Genomic DNA, 24551 nt, shown 5'->3' with positions numbered 1-24551 from the left:
TTGTGAGTTGGAGGGGATGTGTCCAACTTTGGGGGTGCAGTTCAGTTTTTCAGACGACCTTTGTTTACTTTAAAAATTCAAGTAATCAGTTTGCCATTTGTTTTGCCTGAACCGCTGTCAGGGCGATGGTGAAGACGATGTCTTCTACCAATGCGCCGCGGGAGAGGTCGTTGACCGGTTTACGCAAACCTTGCAACAGAGGGCCGACGCTCAGGACGTTGGCGCTGCGTTGTACGGCTTTGTAGGTGCAGTTGCCGGTGTTGAGGTTTGGGAAAATCAGGACGGTTGCCTGACCGGCGACGGTGCTTTCAGGGGCTTTGGTTTTGCCGATTTCAGGCACGGTTGCCGCATCGTATTGCAGCGGGCCGTCGATTTCCAAGTCCGGGCGTTTTTCTTTCGCCAGTTTGGTCGCTTCAATCACGGCATCGACATCAGGGCCGCTGCCTGAGTTGATGGTAGAGTAAGAAATCATGGCAACTTTTGGCGGAATACCGAAGGCTTTGGCGGTATCGGCGGATTGGATGGCGATATCGGCAAGCTGTTCGGGTGTCGGATTCGGGTTGACCGCGCAGTCGCCGAAGACGAGGACTTGGTTGGGCAGCAGCATGAAGAATACGCTGGACACGAGGCTGGCGCCCGGTGCGGTTTTAATCAGCTGCAAGGCAGGGCGGATGGTGTTGGCGGTAGTATGAACGGCGCCGGATACCAAGCCGTCCACGTCGTTTTGCGCCATCATCATGGTGCCGAGGACAACGGTGTCTTGCAGTTGTTTGCGGGCATCTTCAGGGGTCAGACCTTTGGATTTGCGCAATTCGCACATCGGCTCGACGTATTGTTCTACTAATGTAGCGGGATCGATGATTTCCAATGAGTCAGGCAGGCTGATGCCGCGTTCTTTGGCAACGGCTTCAACTTCTTCTCGTTTGGCAAGCAAGACGCAGCGGGCAATGCCTTTTTCGTGGCAGATGGCGGCTGCGGCGACGGTACGCGGTTCTGCACCTTCGGGCAGGACGATGCGCATATCGGCTTTACGGGCAAAATCAATCAGGTTGTAACGGAATTGGGCGGGAGAAAGGCGGGATGCTTCGCGTTTTGCCAAAACAGATACGTCTTTGAGCGCGCTGCTTGAACCGTAGAACGTCAGTCCGGTCAGACGGGCAACTTCTTCGCCCACGGATGCTGCCGCGCCTTCAATAATGAAGCCTTCCAAGAGGCCCGGAGAGTTGGTGTAAAGCTGTTTGGCAAGGTTGATTCGGTGTGCCGCTTCGGCTGCGTCGGCATTGTCGGATTGCAATGCCAAGACTACGCCTGCATCCAAAGACAGCGCCAGCTCGACGTTTTTGCCGGAGAGGAAGAGTTTGTCCGCATCGGGGGCGATACCTTCGATAACAAGATTGTCGGTATTGAGTGCGACGGCTTTGCCGACCACAGCGTCAAACCAGTCGTCGCTTTTGCCTTGCGCCAACAGGGTTTCGGCGGATGCGTCGAGCGGTTGGAAAACTTGCGCGCCCAAAGCTTGGGCAAAGGCTTTGCTTGCTGCTGCCACGTCCAAACCGGCGGATACCGGAGCGACCAATAATTTAGCCATGATATGTGTCCTTTCTATTTGGAGGTTGTCCGTCTTGGAGGTTGTCCGTCGCCGCCGTGATGCGGATGTAACGGCAATGGCTTAATACTAACAAACAAACTGTGTTTCCAACAAGGTTAAATGTTAATGGATTGAGCGAAAATGCAATGGATTTTTAAGGGGCTGATACTGTCTGTGCAAAATATAGAAAAGGTCGTCTGAAAAAACCTTTGATGGGGTTTTCAGACGACCTCTTGTGCGGTTGGGTTGTCAGCCTTTGAACACGGGGACGAGTTCGAGCTGGCTCAATACCTGCGCGGCGATGTTGATGACGCCGAAGAGGAAAACCCAAACCATCAGCCCGAATCCGCCGTAAACCTTGTAGTTTTTGCCTGCGCCGAATTTTTGGCGCGAACGGTAGAGCAGCATGGCGGGGATGATGCCGGTCCAAATGGTTGCCGCCAGACCGACGTAGCCTATGGCAGTAACGAAGCCTGTTGGATACAACAGACAGAAAATCAGGGGCGGCAGGAAGGTAAGGGCGGCGGTTTTGGTACGGCCGGACACGCTGTCGTTCCATTTGAAGATGTCGGCGATGTAGTCAAAGAGGCCGAGCGTTACGCCGAGGAAGGAAGTGGCAATCGCCATGTAGGAGAAGAGGGTCAACACTTTGTCCATGCTGCCGGTTTGGGCGAATTTGGACAGTGTTTCGATGAGGACGGAGACTTGCCCTTCGGCGGCAATCACGGGGGCGAACTCGCTGCGCGGCAAGTTGCCTTGGATGGCGACTTGCCACAGGACGTAAATCACCAGCGCGACCAGCGTACCTGCCCAAATGGATTTGGCGACTTTGGGCGCATCGCCTTTAAAGTATTTGAGCAGGCTAGAGACGTTGCCGTGGAAGCCGAAGGAGGCGAGGCAGACGGGCAGGGCGGCGGAGATGTAAATCCAGTAGCTCGTGCCTGCGGGGGCTTGTGTGTCGAAGAGGACGGGCAGTTTGGCATCGGCAATCAGCCCGCCGGTCGCCCAAATGAAGGTCAGCACCATGCCGCCGATGAGGACGCTGGTGAAGCGGTCGACCAGCCGTGCCGACGCCCACACGCAAAAGGCGAGGATGCCGAAGAAGACAAGCTGTCCGACGGTGAGCGAAACGTCGCTGCCTACCGCGCTGCCCAGCCCTTTGGCGGTCAAGTCGCCGCCGACGAAGATGTAGGCGTAGGTAAGTAAATATAAAACGAAGGCGACGGCAATGCCGTTGATGGCGTTCCAAGTCGGTCCGAGCAGGTCTTTGACCATGGTGTCGAAGCTGGCGCCGTGCGGATAGTGGGTGTTGACTTCAAGGATCATCAGACCGCTGGAAAGCATGGAAAACCAAGTGTAGAGCAACACAATAAGCGAGCCTGTAAACCAGACGCCGGAGGTGGCGGTCGGGTTGGCAAGCATGCCTGCGCCGATGACCGTACCGGCGATAATCATGGCGCCGCCGAATAGCGACGGGGTTTTGACGGACATGGAATTCTCCTCGGAAAAACAGTCCGCCATTATGCCGTAAAGTGTAAGGATTGGTAAGGAGGTCGTCTGAAAATTACGGAGAATGGCAGACAGTAGGGAACTTTTCGGGCGGGGCGGCGACGCGTGGATAAAAACGATTTAATTTTTGAAAGATAAGGAGAAACTGCGTTTTCTCCTTTTTTTGTCTGATTGGGTTTAAAAAGGGTTTTCAGACGACCTTTTGCTTGAAAATGCCGAATTTACATATTTATACGGCATTTTATGGCTAATTTTTCTCTAATTTTGCCTTCCTAGAATGCGCAACCCTTACAGAGGCCGCATCCGAAACAGGGTGCGGTAACAAAAAAACAGACGACACATCAAGCAGAAAGGAAGCCGCATGAGCCAAGCATACGAAGTCATTTTTGAAAACAACCGCAAATGGCAGGAAACGAAGAGGCAGCAATGCCCCGATTACTTCAAAGACCTCGCCGACGGACAAAATCCCGAATACCTCTACATCGGCTGCTCCGACAGCCGCGTTGCGGCGGAAGAGCTGATGGGGTTTGAGCCGGGCGACGTGTTCGTGCACCGCAACGTCGCCAACCTTGTGCACGGTTTGGACATGAATGCCGCCTCTGCCATCGAATACGCCGTCTCGCATTTGAAAGTCAAACACATCATCATCTGCGGCCACTACAACTGCGGCGGCATCAAAGCGGCGATGCTGCCCGAAGATTTCGGCACGATGAATCCGTGGTTGAGCAACATCCGCGACGTGTACCGCCTGCATCAGGAAGAACTGGACGCGATTGAGGACGGACACCTGCGCTACGACCGCCTGGTCGAATTGAACGTGCAGGAACAGTGCCTCAACGTCATCAAAATGGCGTGCGTGCAGGAACGTTACCTGCTCGACGGCTATCCGATCGTGCACGGCTGGGTCTTCGACCTGCGTACCGGCCGCCTCATCGATTTGAACATCGACTTCAAAAACATCCTCGCCGACATCCAAAAAATCTACGACCTTACCGATTCCGAATGGGTGGTCAACGCGCGCAAGAAAGCGGGTTGATAGGCTCGGAGGTCGTCTGAAAAGCAGTTTGAACAAGCGTCCTGATTTTTCAGACGACCTTGATTTGCCCCAATCCCATCAAATACAAAAACACACACACATCAGGAGTACCCCTCACCATGAAACCCCATCAGAAAAAACAAGCTTTGGGCAGCCTGTTTAAGTCCAATTTCGCTTCCGGACTGGTCGTCTTCCTCGTCGCCCTGCCGTTGTGCCTCGGCATCGCGTTTGCTTCCGGCGCGCCGCCGTTGTCCGGCGTGTTGGCGGGCATCGTCGGCGGCATCGTCATCGGTTCACTCAGTACCTCGCATATCAGCGTTTCCGGCCCTGCCGCGGGCTTGGCGGCGATTATCCTTGCCGCCATTACCGAACTCGGTTCGTTTGAGCTGTTTCTGTGCGCAGGTTTAATCGCCGGTGCCATCCAGCTTTTGCTCGGCTTCATCCGCGCCGGCAGCCTTGCCGAATACATCCCCGTGTCCGTTATTGAAGGCATGTTGGCGGGCATCGGCGTGATTATCATCATGAAACAGATTCCGTTTGCCTTGGGCAGCAACGGCAGCCTCGCCGACCCCGCCGCCCTGTTCGCTGACATCCACACAGGTTCCCTTTTGGTAGCGGGCGTATCGATGGCGATCCTAATCGTATGGGACAAAATCCCCGCGCTGAAAAACATCAAAGCCCTGCCCGCCGCGCTGGTTGCCGTGGGCGCGGGGATACTGATGAACCAATGGTTTGTCGCCAGCGGCAGCAGCCTTGCCATTCCCGCCGGACAACTCGTCCAACTGCCCGTTCCCGACACATGGCGCGAAGCCGCAGCTATGCTCACGCTGCCCAATTTTTCAGGTTTCGGCAACAGCTACGTCTGGATGACCGGCATCACCATCGCCATCGTCGCCTCGATTGAAACCCTGCTCTGCATCGAAGCCGCCGACCGCCTCGACACCCATCGCCGCATCACCGACACCAACCGCGAATTGCGCGCGCAGGGCGCAGGCAACATCGTCAGCTCGCTCATCGGCGGCCTGCCCATTACCTCAGTCGTCGTGCGCTCGTCCGCCAACGCCAATGCAGGCGCGACGCACAAACTGTCTGCCGTTATCCACGGCGTCCTGTTGCTGGTGTGCGTTTTGGCGATTCCCTTTATCCTCAACATGATCCCCCTGTCCACCCTCGCCGCCGTCTTGCTGCTGGTGGGCTACAAACTGGCGAAACCCGCCATCCTCCTGCATTTCTGGCATAAAGGGCTGTACCAGTTCATCCCATTCGCCGCCACTCTCGCCGCAGTCGTCGCGCTCGACCTGCTCAAAGGCGTCGGCATCGGGCTGGCCATCAGCATCATCTTCATCCTTCAGGGCAACATGAAACGCGCCTACTACCTCAGCCGCGAAGAACTCGCCGAAGCCGACGAAATCAGCTTGGAGCTGGCGGAAGAGGTCTCGTTCCTGAATAAAGCCGCCATCAAGAAAACCCTGAAAAACATCCGTCCGGGTTCCAAAGTAACCATCAACGCCGAACGCTCGTCCTACATCGCCGGCGACGTATTGGAACTGATTGAAGACTTCGCCAACGTCTTCGCCAAAGAAAACGACATAGACGTCGTACTCAAAGGCTTCAAATCCGACTACGATCACGAAGGTCGCGACCATCATAGCCATGTGCGGGTAGGGCATAGCGCGAGTATTTAGAAGTCGGGTTGGAATGAGTAGGAGAAGAAAAAGGTCGTCTGAAAAACCTGTTTTGGGGATTTTCAGACGACCTTTTTGTATTTCGACACTATAAATCCATTATCGCTTCAATACGATAGGATTCGCGGGCAAAGCCCACGCTACGCTGTTGGGCAACGCTCAAAGTCGGTGAAAAGCCCATAGCGGGAATTGTTGTGTTGGTTTATGGGATAACCGTAGCGTGGGCTTTGCCCACGAGAATTCGCTCCCTCTCCCGTCCGGCGGGAGAGGGTTGGGGAGAGGGTGGCTCTTGCCCTTTATGCCGTATATCCGCAAGCCACCCGCATCCTAACCTTCCGCCGCCGGACGGGGGAAGGGATAAGGTTGCCGTAACGGAAAGAGGTCGTCTGAAAACCTTATTTCAAGTTTTCAGACGACCTTGCATTTTTGACGGATTTGACAATGGTAATTTAGAACGTGACTGCCTCAGCCAAAATTTTACCCGCCAAGTCTTTGTGCGACAGGTTGGGTTCGCCTTGCAACGGCCATTCGATGCCGACGGTCGGGTCGTTCCAAATCAGCGAATGTTCGGCTTTCGGGTTGTAATAATCCGTGCATTTGTAAACGAATTCGGCTTCATCGCTCAAAACGTAAAAGCCGTGTGCGAAACCTTCGGGTACCCAAAGCTGGCGTTTGTTTTCCGCCGACAGGATTTCACCCGCCCATTTGCCGAAAGTAGGCGAGTCTTTGCGCATATCGACAGCAACGTCAAACACTTCGCCGACAACGACGCGCACGAGTTTGCCTTGTGTGTTTTCGGTTTGGTAATGCAGGCCGCGCAATACGCCTTTGCCTGATTTGGAATGGTTTTCCTGTACGAAGGTGCGGTCGCAGACGTTGGCCTTAAACCATTCGTCGCGGAAGGTTTCCATGAAGAAACCTCGCGCGTCGCCGAAGACTTGGGGTTCTAAAAGTTTGACGTCGGGTAGGGTGGTATCGATGATTTTCATGAAGTATTCTCAAAGTATGGGACAGGTCGTCTGAAAACGGACGGAATGTTACAAACAAGCCATTTCGTTTGCCATTTGCTGTTCTAAGGTTTCGCGTCGGCGGATAAGCCGGTATTCGTTGCCGTCCACCAAGACTTCCGCCGCCCGGTTGCGCGCGTTGTAATTGCTTGCCATGCTGGCGCCGTATGCGCCTGCGCTGCGGATAACCAGCAAATCGCCTTCTTCGCAGGCGATGGTGCGGTCTTTGCCGAGGAAGTCGCCGGTTTCGCAAATCGGGCCGACGATGTTGGCGGTCAGCGGCGGGATGTTTTTTTGCTCTACCGCTTCGATATGGTGATAGGCGTCATAGAGAGCGGGGCGCATGAGGTCGTTCATGGCGGCATCGACCATGACGAAGTTTTTCTCTTCGCCGTATTTGACGAACTCGACACGCGCGAGAAGCGAGCCTGCGTTGCCGACCAAGCTGCGGCCGGGTTCGAGGATGAGTTTCAGACGACGTGTGCCGATCAGTTTTTGAACCGCTTGGGCATACGCGCCCAAATCGGGGACGGTTTCGTCTTGATAAACGATGCCGACGCCGCCGCCTAAGTCTAAATGTTCTAAAACGATGCCTTCATCAGCCAACTGATCCACCAAAATCAAAATGCGCTCGCAGGCTTCGATGAGCGGGCTTAAGTCGGTCAGTTGCGAACCGATGTGGCAGTCGATGCCGATGATTTTGAGGTGACTTTGGCGGGCGGCGTGGCGGTAGGCTTCGAGCGCGTCGGCGTAGGCAATGCCGAATTTGTTGGCTTTCAGGCCTGTGGAGATGTAGGGATGGGTTTTGGCATCGACATCGGGGTTGACGCGCAGGGAGACGGGGGCGGTTTTGCCCAAGCGTTCGGCAACCTTTTGAATGCGGTCGATTTCGGGGATGCTTTCCATATTGAAGCATTTCACGCCGGCATGAAGCGCGAACTCGATTTCCGCTTCACTTTTGCCCACGCCTGAAAATATGGTTTTCGCCGCGTCGCCGCCCGCCGCCAAAACGCGCGCCAATTCGCCGCCGGAGACGATGTCGAAACCGCTGCCCAGCGAGGCGAAGTGTTTGATGATGCTCAGATTGCCGTTGGCCTTGACGGCGTAGCAGACGAGCGGGGAAAGCGCGGCAAACGCGGTTTGGTAGTTTTCAAATGCTTCGGTTAGCGCGGATTGGCTGTACACATAAAGCGGTGTGCCGAATTCTTCGGCAAGGCGGGAGTAGGGGACTTGTTCGCAATGCAGGGTCATGTTGGTGAGGCTTAATCGTTGGTTTGATTGGTAGGTTCTTTGGAAGAATGGATTTTCAGGCCGGTTTGGACCACGCCGAAACGCGCCTTGTCGCCTTCTTTGGGCAGGTATAGGTCGCCTTTGTAACCGCAGGCTGAAAGCAGGAGGGCGGTTGCCGCCGCAAAAAATACGCTGTATTTCATCGGTAAACTTCCTTCATAAGCGCGAATGTGGCAAGATTCGGTATCTTAAACAAAAAACACACAAAAAGCCATGATGACCGAAAGCGAATTCATCCGCATGAGCGAAGAATTGTTCGAACACATCGAAGACCAAATCGACGAAAACGGCTGGGATTTCGACTGCCAGTTTGCCGGAAACGTCCTGACCATCGAAGCGGCAGACGGCACGCAAATCATCGTCAACCGCCACACGCCAAACCAAGAATTGTGGATTGCCGCAAAAAGCGGCGGCTACCATTTCGCCGAGCAAAACGGCAAATGGCTGGCAACGCGCGACAGCCGCGATTTCTACGATGTTTTGAACGAAGCCCTGAGCGCGGCTTCGGGCGAAGCGGTGGAAATTGCCGAATTGTGATCGGACTCAGAAGCCCATCTCACACCCAAAACATTTACTCAAAAGGATAACCCAATGCCCCTGTTAGACAGTTTCAAAGTCGACCACACCCGTATGCATGCCCCCGCCGTGCGTGTGGCGAAAACCATGACCACGCCCAAAGGCGACACCATTACCGTATTCGACCTGCGCTTTTGCGTGCCCAACAAAGAAATCCTGTCCGAAAAAGGCATCCACACGCTGGAGCATTTGTTCGCAGGCTTTATGCGCGACCACTTGAACGGCAACGGCGTCGAAATCATCGACATTTCCCCGATGGGCTGCCGCACCGGTTTCTACATGAGCCTCATCGGTACGCCCGACGAGCAGCAGGTCGCCGACGCATGGCTCGCTTCGATGCAGGATGTGGTCAATGTCAAAGACCAAAGCAAAATCCCCGAGTTGAACGAATACCAATGCGGCACTTATCTGATGCACTCGCTCGCCGAAGCGCAGGAAATCGCGCAAAACGTCCTGACGCGCAAAGTGGCGGTGAATAAAAACGAAGAGCTGACGCTGGATGAAAGTTTGCTGAACGTTTAAACGATATGCTTGAAAAAAGGTCGTCTGAAAACGGGAAACCGGATTTCAGACGACCTTTAGGTTTGGGGGTGTGATATTCCGCTGTCGGTTTGTTTAAGCAGAAAAATATATTTCAAAACTAAAAAATAAAATACGAGAACAAGATAAATACGGAAAGTTCCTATAAGGGTATTCTACAATACACCTTTTATTCGTTGCGTAAGGTCGTCTGAAATGACGGATTTGTCGAAAGGTCTGATTGCGGCGGCATTGTCCAATATTTTGTTTGTCGTGCTGTTTCTATACGGAATTTGGATGAAGCCGATGACGGGGACGGAAGTCTTCGCTTGGCGTATGGTGGCGATGCTGGCGGCTTTGTTCGTCCTGATGGGGATGGTGGGCGGCTGGCAGGCGGCAGACAGATTTATACGCGGCGTCGGCCGGGATTGGAAACGCTGGCTGTTGATTTTCCTGCCCACCCCTATTTTTGCGAGCCAGTTGTGGCTGTTTGTCTGGTCGCCCGTCAACGGAGAGGGCGTGAATGTGGCGATGGGCTATTTTCTGTTTCCGCTGGCTATGATGTTGTGCGGGCGGATTTGGTTTAAAGAACGCCTCAACCGCCTGCAAACGGCGGCGGTCATGCTGGCGTGTGCCGGCGTGGCGTGGGAATGGCTGCGGATGGGGGCGTTCTCGTGGGCGACGGTGTGGGTGTTCGGCACTTATCCTGTTTATTACCTGCTGCGGCGCAGGTTGGGCGTGCCGCCCTTGGTCGGGCTGACGCTGGATTTGATGGTGATTGCGCCGTGTGCGCTGGTGTATATCGTATTTTTTACGGATACGTTAGGTTTAATTGCCGATATGCCCGTATTGGCGGGGTTTGTGGTATTGCTGGGAATAAACAGCGCGGTAGCCATGCATTTGAACCTGAAGGCAAATCAATTATTGCCCGTCGCTGTCTTCGGCATGATGAGTTATTTGGAGCCTGTTTTGCTGTTTGCCGTATCGGTAACGTTTTTGGGAGAGCCTTTGCAACCCGGGGCTTTAATCAGCTATGGTTTGATTTGGTCGGGTTTGTGCCTGATGATGGCAAACGGGTGGATCAAGGCAAGACAGAAAGCGGTTGATAAAAGATAAAGGACAATAAAAGGTCGTCTGAAAACTTGGAAACGGGTTTCAGACGACCTTTTTATAGTGGATTAACTTTAAATCAGGACAAGGCGACGAAGCCGCAGACAGTACAGATAGTACGGTAAGGGCGAGGCAACGCCGTACTGGTTTAAAGTTAATCCACTATATTTTGAAATCATGATGAAGGATTACCAGTTTTGTACGATTTGGGTTGCTTCGTTCAGCCGCTCTACCGTTCCGACATCCAACCAAAGGCCGTTGTGTTTTTGCGCGTCAACCTTTCCTTCGTTCATTGCTTGGCGCAGGAGGGGGGCGAGTTTGGCCGGCCGGTGCGGCGGTGTATCGCGGAAGAGTTCGGGGCGGTAAACGCCTACGCCGCTGAAAGTCAAGGCTTCGCCTGCTGATTTGTCTGAAGAGGCTAAGCCGTTGGCAAGCAAGGCGAAGTCTCCGTCGGGATTGTGCGGCGGGTTGTCAACCAGCCATAGGCAGGCAAGTTTGTCTGAATGCATCAATGCTTCGGCGTCCTGTCGGGCTTTGGAAAAGTCGATGTCGGTCAGTACGTCGCCATTGACAACGAGGAATGGTGCGTCGCCAAGCAGGGGCAGGGCAGTGGCAATGCCGCCTGCGGTTTCCAAGCCGCCTGCTTTTTCAGGGGAATAGGCGATGCGTACGCCGTATTGCGAGCCGTCGCCGAGCGTGGTTTCGATTTGTTCGCCGAGCCAGGCGTGATTGATGACGATTTCGGTAAAGCCTGCGGTTTTCAGACGACGTAAGTGCCAGCCGATTAAGGGTTCGCTGCCGACTTGCAGCAGGGGTTTGGGGGTATGGTCGGTCAGCGGGCGCATCCGTTCGCCGCGTCCCGCGGCAAGTATCATTGCTTTCATGGGGGGGATGGATAAGTTTGGATAATGAAATGATGGGCAGTCTGTCGGAATTGGGGAGGCTGATTCAAGGTCGTCTGAAAATGAAACCTGATGGTTTCAGACGACCTTGCGAGCTTGGGGAGCTTTATTCCAAAGATTTGAATTGCCGTCGGAAATACAATAAAGCCGGAGGATGTGTGCCGGAATTTTTGATTTCGTTGATTTCGACGTAAAAGATAAAATGCGTCCCGATTTCGTGTTGTGAAACGATACGTCCGTGCAGATGCGCCAGTGCGTCTTCGACTTCAAGTTGCCCGGTTTCGCCCCTGTTCCAAATATGGTAGGCAAAGCGTTCTTCAGGGGAAAGCCCGGTCAGGCCGGCAAAGTGTTCTGCGATGTCCTGTTGGCTTTCGGACAGGGTATTGATGCACAAGTCGCGGTTGGTCTGAAGAATCGGAATAATTGCCGCCTTGCGGTTGATGCAGAGCATAATGGTCGGCGGTTCGTCGGTAACGGGGGTAACGGCAGTCATGGTAATACCGTAACGGCCGGATTCTCCATCGGTCGTGATGACGTGTACGCCTGCGGCGCAGGATGCCATGGCATCCCTGAACGGATGCTTGAGTGTGTGTGCCGAATCTGTCATTCGTCGTGCTTTTTATTTCAGGTGCTGTTCGATTTTCGACAGCGCCGTCAGCAGCTCTTTGAGTTCGAGCATTTTTTCTTTGGAAAGCACTTGCTCAATGGCATCGTAACGTTCGTCCACTTGCGCGCCGATGGATTCGAAAAGTTTTTCTCCTTCGTTTGTCAGCTTCAAATAGACGCGGCGTTGGTCGTTGGACGGCTTCAGACGCACGACGAGGCCTGCTTTTTCCAAGCGGGTCAAAATGCCGGTCAGGCTGGGGCGCAGGATGCATGCTTGATTAGCAAGGTCTTGAAAGTCCAATGTGCCGTTTTCGGCAAGCAGGCGGATGATTCGCCATTGCTGGTCGGTGATATTGGCTTGGTTCAGAATAGGACGGAATTGGGTCATCAACGCTTCCCGCGCTTGAATCAGGCCGATGTTAATTGACGCATGTTTGGATTGGTTGGGCATGAGGGGTCTCCGTTGTTACCGATAAACAAACCTTTGAAGCGTGAGGCAGATTTGTAAAGGCTGTATTGTCATTATAAGAGCCCTGTGAAAGCGGCGGATGCGTGGGAGCAAAAGTATCAAACCAAAAATCAGATAACATTCCGTAAGTTTGTTTTGATAGTAATGTTCCGTATTTTCTTATGTTTGTATATTAGTCTATTTTTGACATAACCTCAACAAAATCATCAGTTGCGCTGGCAAGGGGCGGTTTATTTTTTCAATAAACGAATATTTACTCCGCAGGGTCATGTACTGCGCAGGATTTGAGTTCTTTATATATTAAAGGATTTAACAGGATAGCATTAATAGAACAGATCCGATATGAAAATTCTGGTGCGCAATCCCCAATAAGTGTTGATTCCTGAGGTAAAGTGAACCATTTTTCCGTTTTTAATCAAGATAATGCTCGGGGTAACGGAAACTTTCCATTTTTGCGCCAAGCGTCCGTCGTTGTCGTTGACTGTAGGAAAGTCAAGATGTTTTTCCGACATATAGGTACGGATATGCTCATCCGCACCGGAGTGCAGGGCAATACCGACAACAGGAATGCCGTCTTCGGCAAGCCGGGAAACGGTAGGCGAGGTATAGGCGCAAATATGGCACCAGTCTCCCCATACATAAAGGACGGCGATACGGTTTGCACTAAGTAAGGCAGGTGTCAGCGTTTCTCCTGAAAGCAGGTGCAGCGGTTCGGACGACATTTGCACGGGCGGTTCGGGTTTGCGCCACCAATCAGCAACGGCCGATAAGAAGGCGAAAATGACTATTGCCTGTAAAAAGGATAAGGAGAGTGATTTGATGCGTGATGGCAGGCGTTTCATTTTTGAGGGATGAGGAGAGGAAAAAAGGGGATGATACTTTGTTTTGATGCAATATTTCATAAAATTACCTAATGGGTCGTCTGAAAAAACGGATGATGGGAAAGGTATAACTGGATTGATAAAACATTAATTACATCAAACTACATTTTTGATATAATTCGGGTCGCAAACCTTTATCCAACCGTAACAGAGGAAAAACCATGGGCATTAAAGTCGCCATTAACGGATATGGCCGCATCGGCCGCCAAGTATTACGCGCCATCTACGATTACAACCTGCAAGACCAACTTGAAGTCGTCGCCGTCAACGCCAGCGGCAGCCTCGAAACCAACGCCCATCTGACCAAATTCGATACCGTCCACGGCCGCTTTAATGCCGACATTTCCCACGATGCGACCCACCTCATCATCAACGGCCGCAAAATCCCGTTCTTCTCCACCCGCAACCCTGCCGAACTGCCCTGGCGCGACTTGGGCGTGGAATTGGTGATGGAATGCACCGGCTCGTTCACCGGCAAATCCAAAGCCAATGCCCATCTCGAAAGCGGCGCGAAAAAAGTGCTGATTTCCGCACCGGGCGAGGCTGATGTTGACGCGACCATCGTTTACGGTGTGAACGACGACATCATCACCGACGATATGACCGTCATCTCCAATGCTTCCTGCACCACCAACTGCCTTGCCCCCGTTGCCAAAGTATTGAGCGAAAACATCGGCATCGTCAAAGGTGCGATGACCACCATTCACGCCCTGACCAACGACCAAACCGTGACCGACGTGCGCCACAAAGACTTGCGCCGCGCCCGCAGCGGCGTGGAAAACATGATTCCGACCAAAACCGGCGCGGCGAAAGCCGTCGGTTTGGTCTTGCCCGAGCTGAAAGGCAAGCTCGACGGCCTCGCCATCCGCGTGCCGACCGTCAATGTTTCATTGGTGGACTTGAGCTTCCAAGCCGCGCGCGATACGAGTGTCGAAGAAATCAATGCACTGATGAAGGCCGCCTCAGAAGAAGGTCGTCTGAAAGGCGTTTTGGGCTACAATACACTGCCGCTGGTGTCTATGGACTTTAACCACACCACCCAAGCCAGTACCTTTGACGCAACGTTGACCAAAGTAACCGACGGCAACATGGTTAAAGTGTTCGCCTGGTACGACAACGAGTGGGGCTTCAGCTGCCAAATGCTGAACACTGCCCGTCGTATGTTCGGTTTGGAAGTGCGCCCGTTTGAATAAAACGGATTGTCGAAGATGCCAAAAGGTCGTCTGAAAACCATGATTGGATTTTCAGACGACCTTTTTTATTTATCTGCTTGTTTTCGTTCCGGATTGAGCCAATGCCATTGCTCGCGCAATGTTTGTTCCAATGCTTTTTGTTTTTCTTTGGGATTGTTCAGTCCGTGGGTAATACGGTTGTAGTCGAGTGTAACGGACGGATTAGCGACATTGCCCCGTATTTTGATCGGTATGGGTTTGGCGGAAGGATTGAGTGTGTTACGGATAAGTAGGTTCTCGGATAGTTCTTGCGTATTCAGATCGGTGTAGCCGTTGCTGACTATGTGCAAATGTTCGGAAAACAATTCGGTATTGATGTGGTGGCTGATGCCCTTGTCTATTTCGCTATTGAGGGTAAAACGGTGGAAAGGGGTTTGAACATGCTCGCCGCTGGATTGTTGTGCGGAAATACCGTTTTTGAGGATGTTATTTATATCTATACCTTTCCATGCCCCATCCAAAATATTGAGGGTCAGCATCCCTTGTAGGGATTGGATGAGTTGCTTGCGATTGTCGCCACGTGCCGTCAAATCGATGACGGCATCTCCGTTGCCGCTGAAGCTGTGGAAACCGAACAAATCTTGCAACAATGGTCGGATTTGTACGTTTTGGGCATCTTGTTGGAGATGGTAGGTAGGCGGAGTTGTGTTTGCCATACTGATACCGCCTTCTGTCTGACCACCGTAGAGACCCGCTTTAAAATGGCTTAGGGTGATATGTTCTTTGTCGGCATTCAGCAGGGTTTCGATATTGTCCAGTTGCAGGCCGGGTATTTGGATATTGCCGATTTTGATACTGGCATCAATTCTTGGGATTGGGCCGTTGTTGAGGATTGCAGGGTAGCCTGATCCGGAGTTTGCCTGTATATCATCCCAATAGGGGAGCAATGAGAGTTTTTGCAGGGCAATCCCGGCTTCCAAAAGAGGAGATTCTCCTTCCGTTGGTTGATATTTGAAGACAAGAGCAAGGGGCTGGCGGTCGAATGTGCCTTTGAAATCCCCTTGCCAGTTTTCTTTGCCGTTCCAGTTAAATGAGCCGGTTAATTGGCTGATAAAGCGAGGATTGGGTAGGCGGTTGACCGTATCCTGCAATGTGGTCAGATTGATTGAAGATGATTGCAATCCTTTGTTTTGCTGCCACAGCAGAGGGCCTGTCAGGGTTAAATTGGTCTGATGGACGGCATTTTTGTGGCTGGCGTTGAATTCAAAGTTATCCAATGTGGCAATGCTGGTGCGGATGCCTGCTTTGTCTAGTTTGAACGATCCGTTCCATTGGCTTTCCGGCTTGCCTGCTGTAAATGCACCATTGAGCGATGGGATATTCAATACGTTGTTTTTAAGGGATAAACGGGGAATTTGCGCGGTCAGGTGAAAATTTTGGGCGGGATTATCCGTGCGTATGCTGAGATTATCTGCTTTTAGTGAGTCGTTTTCAGACGACCATGTCCATGTACCGCTTCCATCAACGGACAGTTTGCTTTCTTTTTCAGCAACAGATGCTTCCCAAAGTAGATTGGGAATGCGCCAACCGTTTTCAGAGGCATTGAGCACGCCGCTACCCTGCCATTGGATGGGTTGATTTGAGCGGCGCAGGCTGCCGTTGATTTTGAAGGGACGGCCGTCAGCCCCGTTGTTGCGGATGTTTAGATAAAAATTGTCGATAATATGTGTTTGCCCTGCGATGTTCATATGCAGAGAGCTGTTTTCTATAATCAAACGGTTTAAAGAGGTAGGGTGGGAAGGATGTAACAGGTCTTGCAGGTTCCATTTTCCGTCCTCGGTGCGCGATAACACGGCATCTGCACCTGTAATAACCCATTTTTCGATGACCGGGTGATCGTTCCACAGGCTGCTCCAGCCCAAACCGATATGGGTCTCTTTGATATGTAAGGCAGTTTGGTTGCTTTGAGGTTGGGTAATGGTAACGTTTTTTAGGGTAACGGTAGGACGTGGAAACCAGCTTCGGCGGATGTCGCTGCTGAAGCGGATATTCCGTCCTGTTGTGCTGAAGGTGTTTTGAATAGAAGCTTCGATTCGTTCGAGCGGAAATAGAGTATAAACCGATGCATACAGGGCGGCTGCGGTACAAACAAGCAATATGACCGCAGTTACGACTGTTTTCAGCCAAAATTTTCCTGAATTTAGCAGAGGATTTTTCATGCGTAAAGGCAATAAGGTAACATGGCTGAAAGTATAACACATGACATTTGGGATAATGCGGATAGGGGATTAAGGGTAAATGTAAGGTGTGAGTGGTAGGCCTTGTAGCGGGCAGGTCGTCTGAAAGCGGTAGTATGCTAATATTGTCGTCTGTTTCAGGAGATATATGATGATTATTGTGATGGGTAAGAATGCTTCTCAGGAGTCGGTAGAGGGAGTAATCGGTTTTATCCGTAATAAGGGCTTGAAAGAGCATGTCTCTCGGGGGGAAGAGCGGACGATTATCGGTGCGGTTGGTGATGAGCGGGTGTTCCGTCCGAATGAATTGGAACGTTTGCCCGATGTGGAACGCGTCGTCCGGGTATTGAACGACTGGAAAATTATCAGCCGAGAGGCAGACGAAGAAGACGGCAGGATTGTTATACGGGGTGTGATATTCGGCGGAGTGAAGCGGTTGGATATTACTGCCGATACGGATAGGGCGGAAGAGGCGGATGCAGTATTTGTCGATCCGTTTTACCTTCCTGCACGCCCTTATGAAAAAGTGGACGAGCAGCGTGAAAACTTACGGGTTCGGGCGATTGTTCGGGAAATTTCTGATTTGCAGAAAACAGGCAAGCCCGTCATTGTCCGCATCCGTGATGTTCGCCAGATAGATGAGGCCTTGTCTGCCGGTGCGGATATTTTGTATTTGGGCGGCAGTATGATGACCAATCGGACGCTTTTGGATGAGGTAGGTCGTCTGAATACGCCGGTAGTGTTGTGTAAAGACAAGCATCATCGTGTTGATGATTGGTTGGTGGCGGCAGAACATATCGCTTTGCGCGGCAACAGCCACATTATGCTCGGTGAAGCCGGGACGCTCAGTTTTGAGCCGGAACATGCCTACCGTTTGGATGTCGATGCCATCGTTCGGGTCAGGAAAGTGTGCCGTCTTCCGGTTATCGCCAATATTACCCGTCTGTGGCACAACGATATGCCTCAGGAAATATTGTATCGTTTGGCAGCGGCAGCAGGTGTGAACGGGATTATCAGCGGGTAGGAGATATATCAGGCAGTAGGGGATATGGTGATTGACTTGAAAACAAAAAAACAGAACAGCGAAAACTGTTCTGTTTTTTTGTTTTCAGACGACTTCACGGGATGAGCCCTGAGGGGTCGTCTGAAACTGCTTTACCTACCTGTTAAACATTCACGGTCTCGGCTACTTCGTTGTAGCTGTCGATTTCGTTGAAGTTCATGTAGCGGTAAATTTTTTCACCTTGCTCGTTAATGATGTCGATATTGGCGCGATATTCTTCAACGGTCGGAATTTTACCCAGTTTCGAGCAAATCGCGGCCAACTCAGCCGATCCGAGGTAAACGAAGGTGTTTTTACCCAAGCGGTTCGGGAAGTTACGAGTCGAAGTGGACATGACGGTTGCGCCTTCGTGTACTCGTGCTTGGTTACCCATACACAATGAACAGCCCGGCATTTCCATACGTGCGCCTGCACGGCCAAATACGCCGTAGTGGCCTTCGTCGGACAACTCTTTCGCGTCCATTTTGGTTGGAGGCGCAACCCACAGGCGTACAGGGATGTCGCTGTTGTCTTCCAAGAGTTTGGAAGCGGCGCGGAAGTGGCCGATGTTGGTCATGCACGAACCGATGAACACTTCGTCGATTTTGGTGCCGGAGCGTTCGGACATGAAGCATACGTCGTCGGGGTCATTCGGGCAGGCAATAATCGGCTCTTTGATGTCGTCCATGTTGATTTCAATCACGGCAGCGTATTCGGCGTCTTTATCCGCTTCGAGCAGCTCCGGATTTGCCAGCCATTTTTCCATGGCTTTGATGCGGCGTTCCAAAGTACGGGAGTCTTGATAGCCGTTGGCAATCATGTTTTTCATCAACACTACGTTGGATTTCATGTACTCGATAATCGGCTCTTTATTAAGCTTCACGGTACAGCCGGCGGCGGAGCGTTCGGCGGATGCGTCGGTCAATTCAAAAGCTTGTTCCACTTTCAAATCAGGCAGACCTTCGATTTCAAGGATACGGCCGGAGAAGATGTTTTTCTTACCGGCTTTTGCAACAGTGAGCAAGCCTTGTTTAATCGCGTAAAGCGGAATGGCGTTCACTAAGTCGCGCAGGGTTACGCCGGGTTGCAGCCTGCCGCTGAAGCGTACCAATACAGACTCTGGCATATCGAGCGGCATAACTCCGGTGGCTGCTGCGAAAGCCACCAATCCGGAACCTGCGGGAAAGGAAATACCGATGGGGAAACGGGTGTGGCTGTCGCCGCCGGTGCCGACGGTATCAGGCAGCAGCAGACGGTTGAGCCATGAGTGGATAATGCCGTCGCCCGGACGCAGAGATACGCCGCCACGGGTGGAAATAAAGGCAGGCAGTTCTTTATGGGTTCTGACATCGACAGGTTTCGGATAAGCGGCAGTGTGACAGAAAGACTGCATCACCATATCGGCGGAGAAGCCCAAACAAGCCAAGTCTTTCAACTCGTCGCGGGTCATCGGGCCGGTAGTGTCTTGCGAGCCGACCGTCGTCATGCGCGGCTCGCAGTAAGTACCCGGGCGTACGCCTTGTCCTTCGGGCAGACCGCATGCACGACCGACTATTTTTTGTGCCAGAGTAAAGCCCGCGTTGCTTTCGGCAGGTGCTTGTGGCAGACGGAATTCGGTGGAAGCAGGCAGTTTCAAGGCTTCGCGTGCTTTGGCAGTCAGACCGCGGCCGATAATCAGATTGATACGGCCGCCGGCTTGTACTTCGTCCAGCAATACTTGTGATTTCAATTCAAACTCGGCAACGGTTTCGCCGTTTTTCACGATTTTGCCTTCATAAGGCAGGATATCGACGACATCGCCCATTTTCAGCGCGGAAACATCGACTTCAATCGGCAGCGCGCCGGAGTCTTCTTGAGTATTGAAGAAAATCGGCGCGATTTTGCCGCCCAAGCATACACCGCCGAAACGTTTGTTCGGTACGAACGGAATGTCTTCGCCGGTATGCCAAATGACGGAGTTGGTGGCGGATTTGCGTGAAGAACCGGTACCGACCACGTCGCCGACATAGGCAACGGGATGACCTTTGGCTTTGAGTTCTTCCAACAATTTAATCGGACCGACTTCGCCCGGTTTGTCGGGCGTGATGCCGTCGCGCGGGTTTTTCAGCATCGCCAGCGCGTGCAGCGGAATGTCGGGACGGCTCCACGCGTCAGGCGCGGGAGAAAGGTCGTCTGTATTGGTTTCGCCGTCAACTTTGAAGACGGTAACGGTGATTTTTTCGGGAACTTTGGCGCGTGAGGTGAACCATTCGGCATCTGCCCAAGATTGCAAAACTTCCTGCGCGTATTTGTTGCCTTTCTCGGCTTTTTCCTGAACGTCGTGGAAAGAATCGAACATCAGAAGCGTATGTTTCAAACCTTTGGCGGCAATGGGCGCGAGTTTGTCGTCGTCTAAAAGTTCGATTAAGGCGTGAATATTGTAACCGCCGAGCATCGTACCTAAGAGTTCGGTCGCATATTCGGGGGGAATCAGAGGGCTGGATGCGCTGCCTTCGGCAACGGCAGCCAGGAATGAGGCTTTGACTTTGGCGGCATCGTCCACACCGGGCGGCACACGGTGGGCGAGCAGTTGAACCAAGAACCCGCCTTCGCCTGCGGGCGGGTTTTTCAGCAGCTCAACCAGATCGGCGGTTTGCTGCGCGTTCAAAGGGAGGGGCGGGATACCGAGGGCAGCGCGCTCGGAGGCGGCTTTGCGATAGGCTTCTAACATCTCTTTGTTCCTTTTTTCTGTTTTTTCTTCTGACCGTTGCAAATGATTTGTAATCAAAGAATTGTAAATAATTCTTTTCGTTATCATAGACCAGTTTGGCAAAAATTGGAATATTTATGTTATCGGCTGTAATAGATGCTTGCTATTGAAATAAATTATTTTGAAAAAAGGTCGTCTGAAAACAGAGTTTCAGACGACCTTTTATATTTTATCGGTATAGTCGATTCGTTCTTTTACCGGGCGTTTGCCTGATATTCGCTTCCATCTTTGCGTAAGAGCTTGGGCTGTTCGCCTTTCTCAATGACGTTTTTACCGATGACAACTTTGGTTACGCCTTTCAAATCAGGCAGTTGATACATGGTATCCAACAGGCAACGTTCAACGATGGAGCGCAGGCCGCGCGCGCCGGTTTTACGTTCCATTGCCTGACGGGCGATGCTGCGCAAGGCTTCTTCTTCAAATTCCAATTCGACATTTTCCATGCCGAACAGGGTTTGATATTGTTTCACCAAGGCATTTTTCGGCTCGGTCAAAATGTTGACCAATGCATCTTCATCCAATTCCGCCAGCGTAGCGATAACGGGCAGACGGCCGATTAACTCGGGAATCAAACCGAATTTAATCAAGTCTTCAGGTTCAACGATTTCAAACAATCCGGTAATGTCGGCATTTTCGTCCTTACTGTGAACGGATGCGCCGAAACCGATACCGCCTTTTTCAGTACGCTGACGGATCACTTTTTCCAAGCCTGCAAACGCGCCGCCGCAGATAAACAGGATGTTGGTCGTGTCGACGTTGATAAATTCCTGATTCGGATGTTTGCGGCCGCCTTGGGGTGGAACGCTGGCAACCGTACCTTCAATCAGTTTCAGCAAGGCTTGTTGCACGCCTTCACCGGATACGTCGCGGGTAATCGACGGGTTGTCGCTTTTACGGGAGATTTTGTCGATTTCGTCGATATAGACGATGCCGCGCTGGGCTTTTTCAACATCAAAATCGCATTTACCTAAAAGCTTGGTAATGATTTGCTCAACGTCTTCACCGACGTAACCCGCCTCGGTTAGCGTGGTCGCATCCGCCATGACGAACGGTACGTCCAGTTTGCGCGCCAAGGACTGCGCCAACAGCGTTTTACCCGAACCGGTCGGACCGATAAGCAGGATGTTGGATTTCGACAATTCGACGTTGCCGTTGGCTTTAGGGTGGCGCAGGCGTTTGTAATGGTTGTACACCGACACCGCCAAGGCTTTCTTGGCTTGTTCCTGACCGATAACGTGATCGTTGAGGTTGGCGACGATTTCGGCAGGCGTGGGCAGCTTGTTATTCGGATGGGACGCATCCGTTGCAGATTTCTCTGCGGAGAGGTCGTCTGAACTTTGCAGCATCACGCCGCAAGTTTCTACACATTCGTTACAGATAAAAGCGTTTTCGCCTTCAATCAGGTTTTTGACTTCATGCTCGGATTTTCCGCAAAACGAGCAGGAGCGTTTTTCTTCAGTCATAATTTATCTTCTGTTTTCAAGCAATATCGGCAAACCGTCATCCGAATGTTGCGGGAACGGTTTTCGGCAAAGTCGGTAAGTATAATCAGTATCTTAAGGTTTATCAAATACCGTATGGCAAGCTGTTGGGCGTAAGGTTTTCAGACGACCCTCCGACGCGTGGCAACACGCCACAATTTCCCATCCTTAAGATTGTTTCCAATTTGGGAAAAAGATGCAAACAAACGCAAAAAAGCCATATTAAACTTTACATTTTGTTGTATTTTAAGCAAAATATCCCCTTTAATAATTCAATTGTCTTAAATTCTACTGGTTGAAGTATGTCGGTTATGAAATTTTATAAAACCCTGAGTGCAGCCTGTTTGGGTATGGCGTTGACTGTAGCCGCCGCCCCTGCCGCTGCAGACGATATGGACGTTTTGGGTCAATTTTTGGAACAAAATTTTCCAACCCAAAATGACCCGATGGAAGCTTTCGCATTAAGCCACGCACAAAAAATCGAGGCTCAGGCGATGATGGCGGGGCCGCTTTTGACATCGCAGGCTGCTTTGATTTTCAACAACAAAACAGGTGAAATCCTGTATCAGAAAAACGCAGATCGCGTGATGCCGATTGCGTCCATTTCCAAACTGATGAGCGCAATGGTCGTTTTGGACGCACGGTTGGATATGAACGAGCCCATTACCATTACTGCCGATGAAATCGACCGCTTGAAGGGTACAGGCAGCCGCCTTGCAGTCGGCACAACACTGACGCGCGGCGAATTGCTGCACCTGAGCCTGATGAGCAGCGAAAACCGCGCAACCCACGCGCTGGGCCGCACCTATCCGGGCGGTATGTCGGCGTTTGTTGCTGCCATGAATGCCAAAGCGCAAAGTCTTGGCATGTATAGCAGCCGTTTCTACGAACCTACCGGCCTAAATTTCCAAAACGTATCAACCGCCAACGATTTGAACCGTATGGTCGCCGCGGCAAGCAAATATCCGCTTATCCGCAAAAACTCGACCTCCAACTACGGCTCGGTTTGGACGGCAAACGGCCGCCAAAACTATAAAAACTCCAACGCCCTCGTCCGCGAAGGCAGCTGGAACATCGAGCTTCAGAAAACCGGTTATATCCGCGAAGCAGGACGCTCGATGGTGGTTAAGGCAAATGTTCAAAACCAACCGATTACCATCGTATTGCTGAATTCGCCAACCTCGACAACCCGCGTAAACGACGCGCGTAAGATCGAATCGTGGATGTTGCAGCGCCGCTCTTGAAATATTTGTTATGCCGTCTGAAAATCAGGCGGCATTTTATTTTACGGTCAGTGGGTGAAAACGGAAGGCGTTTTGTACGGTTTTGATTTCAATCTTTTGTCAGGCATCAAGGAATTTTTGAAATGAATAAAATCAATAAAATGAATAAAATCAGTAAAAAGTACGGATTATGGTTCGGGGTTGCGGCGTTGGCGGGCTGTACTTCCGTCGCCGATATGGTGGGATACGATACGGCTGCTTTGAATGAGGGAGCCGAGCGAAACTATACGCAGGTTGTACAAAAAGCGCGCAGCCAAAATGCGCTGGATGTCAGCTCTCCGACGGCGCAGCGTGTTCATCGGGTGTTTTCCCGACTGGTTCCGTATGCCAACCGCGCCAACCGTACCGGCATACCTTTTAATTGGCAGATGAACGTTATCCGCAACAACGAGTTGAATGCTTGGGCGATGCCGGGCGGAAAAATGGCGGTATATACCGGCATGGTCGAACGTTTGCAACTGACGGATGATGAAATCGCCGCAGTCATCGGGCATGAAATGACGCATGCGCTGCTCGAACACAGCAAAAAAGCCATCGGAGGTCAGGTATTGACCGACTTGGGTGGTTCTATTTTGGCAGGTGCCGTCGGTTTGGACGGGAATTTGGTCGGCGTCGGAACAGATTTATTGGCAACCAAACCTTTTTCGCGTCATCAGGAAAGTGAGGCAGATGCGGGAGGCGTCCGCCTGATGGCTCAGGCAGGTTACAATCCGCAGGCGGCAATCAGCGTATGGGAAAAAATGAATAGGGCGCAAGGCGGCAGTCAGGTTGCCATCTTGTCAACCCATCCCGCCAACAATACCCGTATCGAAGCAATACGAAGGATGTTGCCGGAAGTTATGCCCGTTTATCACCAAAATAAACGCTGATATTTTGTGTTGATGGATATTTTCAAACTGTTTTAGAGGTCGTCTGAAAACCGAGTATCCAATTAATAGAGATATTTGGATAGTAAAAGGAAAACATGTGATTAAGCCGATTATTTTAAGCCTCGCGGCTGTAACTACTTTGGCAGCTTGCAATGCTCTTGAGAAAGAAAGTGTACCGATGACCGGTATGCCCAATCCGGCTTCAGAATTTTGTGTGAAGCAGGGCGGTAAGTTGGAAATCAAAAAAGACAAGGATGGCGGAGAGTATGGAATGTGCCATCTGCCTGACGGTATTGTTGTGGAGGAGTGGGCGTATTTCCGTCAACATAATAAATAAGCAGAAAGAGTTAAAAAAGTCGTCTGAAACATATTTTCAGACGACTTTTTTATATGTGGATTAAAAATATAGGATCCACTCCTGCAGAGACCTTTGCAAAAAAGCCTTTCCCCCAACAGCCGAAACCCAAACACAGGTTTTCGTGTATTTCCGCTCCTAATTACTCCTGATTTTACCCAAATACCCCCTTAATCCTCCCCGGA

The 24551-nt window shown here is 51.7% G+C and carries 22 protein-coding genes and 1 pseudogene; 11 read left to right on the top strand and 12 right to left on the bottom strand.

What is annotated here, in order from left to right; translation table 11 throughout:
* Nucleotides 1-85 precede the first annotated feature (85 nt).
* Together pta and HMPREF2907_RS08115 are read right to left on the bottom strand one after the other, a co-directional pair.
* Nucleotides 86-1588 (bottom strand): phosphate acetyltransferase, encoded by a 1503-nt coding sequence (gene pta / locus HMPREF2907_RS08120; RefSeq protein WP_070681988.1) that lies wholly within the window; start codon nt 1586-1588, stop codon nt 86-88.
* 249 nt (nt 1589-1837) lie between these two features.
* Nucleotides 1838-3079 carry an aromatic amino acid transporter gene (locus tag HMPREF2907_RS08115; protein ID WP_070681985.1) on the bottom strand — a complete coding sequence of 414 codons (1242 nt, stop codon included), beginning with the start codon at nt 3077-3079 and terminating at the stop codon, nt 1838-1840.
* Nucleotides 3080-3458: 379 nt separating this feature from the next.
* Between HMPREF2907_RS08115 and HMPREF2907_RS08110 the strand changes: the two genes are divergently transcribed.
* Both HMPREF2907_RS08110 and HMPREF2907_RS08105 read left to right on the top strand, forming a co-directional pair.
* Nucleotides 3459-4133, top strand: coding sequence for a carbonic anhydrase (locus HMPREF2907_RS08110; protein WP_070681982.1), 675 nt, complete (start codon nt 3459-3461; stop codon nt 4131-4133).
* A gap of 119 nt (nt 4134-4252) precedes the next feature.
* Entirely contained in the window at nt 4253-5818 is a 1566-nt protein-coding gene (locus HMPREF2907_RS08105) for a SulP family inorganic anion transporter (RefSeq protein ID WP_070681978.1), read from the top strand.
* Nucleotides 5819-6267: 449 nt separating this feature from the next.
* Here the strand turns inward: HMPREF2907_RS08105 and rfbC are convergent, their stop codons facing one another.
* From rfbC to lptM, 3 genes are read right to left on the bottom strand one after another with little or no spacing between them, the layout of a single operon-like run.
* Complete coding sequence (rfbC, locus tag HMPREF2907_RS08100; RefSeq protein WP_070493272.1) at nt 6268-6807, bottom strand: dTDP-4-dehydrorhamnose 3,5-epimerase; 540 nt, start codon at nt 6805-6807, stop codon at nt 6268-6270.
* Between the two features lie 48 nt (nt 6808-6855).
* Nucleotides 6856-8076, bottom strand: a complete 1221-nt coding sequence (gene lysA, locus HMPREF2907_RS08095) for a diaminopimelate decarboxylase (RefSeq protein WP_070681974.1) — start codon at nt 8074-8076, stop codon at nt 6856-6858.
* Between the two features lie 11 nt (nt 8077-8087).
* A complete protein-coding gene (gene lptM, locus HMPREF2907_RS08090; RefSeq protein WP_003779494.1) occupies nt 8088-8258 on the bottom strand; it encodes an LPS translocon maturation chaperone LptM in 171 nt (56 codons plus the stop codon).
* Nucleotides 8259-8328: 70 nt separating this feature from the next.
* Here lptM and cyaY point away from each other — a divergent pair, with 70 nt between their 5' ends.
* From cyaY to HMPREF2907_RS13270, 4 genes and pseudogenes are all read left to right on the top strand, one after another.
* On the top strand, nt 8329-8652 hold the full coding sequence (cyaY, locus tag HMPREF2907_RS08085; protein ID WP_070459616.1) for an iron donor protein CyaY: 324 nt from the start codon (nt 8329-8331) through the stop codon (nt 8650-8652).
* 54 nt (nt 8653-8706) lie between these two features.
* Entirely contained in the window at nt 8707-9213 is a 507-nt protein-coding gene (luxS, locus tag HMPREF2907_RS08080; protein WP_009312521.1) for an S-ribosylhomocysteine lyase, read from the top strand.
* A gap of 213 nt (nt 9214-9426) precedes the next feature.
* A complete protein-coding gene (gene rarD / locus HMPREF2907_RS08075) occupies nt 9427-10326 on the top strand; it encodes an EamA family transporter RarD (protein ID WP_070681971.1) in 900 nt (299 codons plus the stop codon).
* Between the two features lie 53 nt (nt 10327-10379).
* A pseudogene (locus tag HMPREF2907_RS13270) lies at nt 10380-10488 on the top strand (IS5/IS1182 family transposase); the annotation flags it as partial.
* A 20-nt stretch (nt 10489-10508) separates the two neighbouring features.
* Here HMPREF2907_RS13270 and murU read toward each other — a convergent pair.
* The 4 genes from murU to HMPREF2907_RS08055 all read right to left on the bottom strand — a co-directional run bounded on the left by murU (nt 10509) and on the right by HMPREF2907_RS08055 (nt 13139).
* Nucleotides 10509-11204, bottom strand: a complete 696-nt coding sequence (gene murU, locus HMPREF2907_RS08070; protein WP_070681968.1) for an N-acetylmuramate alpha-1-phosphate uridylyltransferase MurU — start codon at nt 11202-11204, stop codon at nt 10509-10511.
* Between the two features lie 124 nt (nt 11205-11328).
* A complete protein-coding gene (gene hpaC, locus HMPREF2907_RS08065; protein WP_070681965.1) occupies nt 11329-11829 on the bottom strand; it encodes a 4-hydroxyphenylacetate 3-monooxygenase, reductase component in 501 nt (166 codons plus the stop codon).
* Nucleotides 11830-11841: 12 nt separating this feature from the next.
* Nucleotides 11842-12279 carry a homoprotocatechuate degradation operon regulator HpaR gene (hpaR, locus tag HMPREF2907_RS08060; RefSeq protein WP_003743527.1) on the bottom strand — a complete coding sequence of 146 codons (438 nt, stop codon included), beginning with the start codon at nt 12277-12279 and terminating at the stop codon, nt 11842-11844.
* Between the two features lie 341 nt (nt 12280-12620).
* Nucleotides 12621-13139, bottom strand: coding sequence for a protein disulfide oxidoreductase (locus HMPREF2907_RS08055; RefSeq protein WP_070681962.1), 519 nt, complete (start codon nt 13137-13139; stop codon nt 12621-12623).
* 200 nt (nt 13140-13339) lie between these two features.
* On the opposite strand from HMPREF2907_RS08055, the gene gap reads away from it, so the two are divergent.
* Nucleotides 13340-14371, top strand: coding sequence for a type I glyceraldehyde-3-phosphate dehydrogenase (gene gap, locus HMPREF2907_RS08050; RefSeq protein WP_070681959.1), 1032 nt, complete (start codon nt 13340-13342; stop codon nt 14369-14371).
* A 65-nt stretch (nt 14372-14436) separates the two neighbouring features.
* On the opposite strand, the gene HMPREF2907_RS08045 is transcribed toward gap, so the two are convergent.
* On the bottom strand, nt 14437-16569 hold the full coding sequence (locus HMPREF2907_RS08045; RefSeq protein ID WP_070681996.1) for an AsmA family protein: 2133 nt from the start codon (nt 16567-16569) through the stop codon (nt 14437-14439).
* Between the two features lie 169 nt (nt 16570-16738).
* On the opposite strand from HMPREF2907_RS08045, the gene HMPREF2907_RS08040 reads away from it, so the two are divergent.
* Complete coding sequence (locus HMPREF2907_RS08040; RefSeq protein ID WP_070681993.1) at nt 16739-17611, top strand: chorismate mutase; 873 nt, start codon at nt 16739-16741, stop codon at nt 17609-17611.
* 142 nt (nt 17612-17753) lie between these two features.
* Here HMPREF2907_RS08040 and acnB read toward each other — a convergent pair whose 3' ends face one another.
* Together acnB and clpX are read right to left on the bottom strand one after the other, a co-directional pair.
* Nucleotides 17754-20339 (bottom strand): bifunctional aconitate hydratase 2/2-methylisocitrate dehydratase, encoded by a 2586-nt coding sequence (gene acnB, locus HMPREF2907_RS08035; RefSeq protein WP_070681956.1) that lies wholly within the window; start codon nt 20337-20339, stop codon nt 17754-17756.
* Nucleotides 20340-20572: 233 nt separating this feature from the next.
* Entirely contained in the window at nt 20573-21841 is a 1269-nt protein-coding gene (clpX, locus tag HMPREF2907_RS08030) for an ATP-dependent Clp protease ATP-binding subunit ClpX (RefSeq protein WP_070681953.1), read from the bottom strand.
* Nucleotides 21842-22209: 368 nt separating this feature from the next.
* Here clpX and HMPREF2907_RS08025 point away from each other — a divergent pair, with 368 nt between their 5' ends.
* The 3 genes from HMPREF2907_RS08025 to HMPREF2907_RS08015 all read left to right on the top strand — a co-directional run bounded on the left by HMPREF2907_RS08025 (nt 22210) and on the right by HMPREF2907_RS08015 (nt 24348).
* Entirely contained in the window at nt 22210-23103 is an 894-nt protein-coding gene (locus tag HMPREF2907_RS08025) for a serine hydrolase (protein WP_372338587.1), read from the top strand.
* Nucleotides 23104-23243: 140 nt separating this feature from the next.
* Nucleotides 23244-24011 (top strand): M48 family metallopeptidase, encoded by a 768-nt coding sequence (locus HMPREF2907_RS08020; RefSeq protein ID WP_070681991.1) that lies wholly within the window; start codon nt 23244-23246, stop codon nt 24009-24011.
* Between the two features lie 97 nt (nt 24012-24108).
* Entirely contained in the window at nt 24109-24348 is a 240-nt protein-coding gene (locus tag HMPREF2907_RS08015) for a putative hemolysin (protein WP_070681950.1), read from the top strand.
* The last annotated feature ends 203 nt before the right edge of the window (nt 24349-24551 follow it).

It is taken from the genome of Neisseria sp. HMSC055H02, assembly GCF_001813335.1.
Lineage (GTDB): Bacteria > Pseudomonadota > Gammaproteobacteria > Burkholderiales > Neisseriaceae > Neisseria > Neisseria sicca_C.
This window is presented reverse-complemented; position numbering and strand designations above follow the sequence as displayed.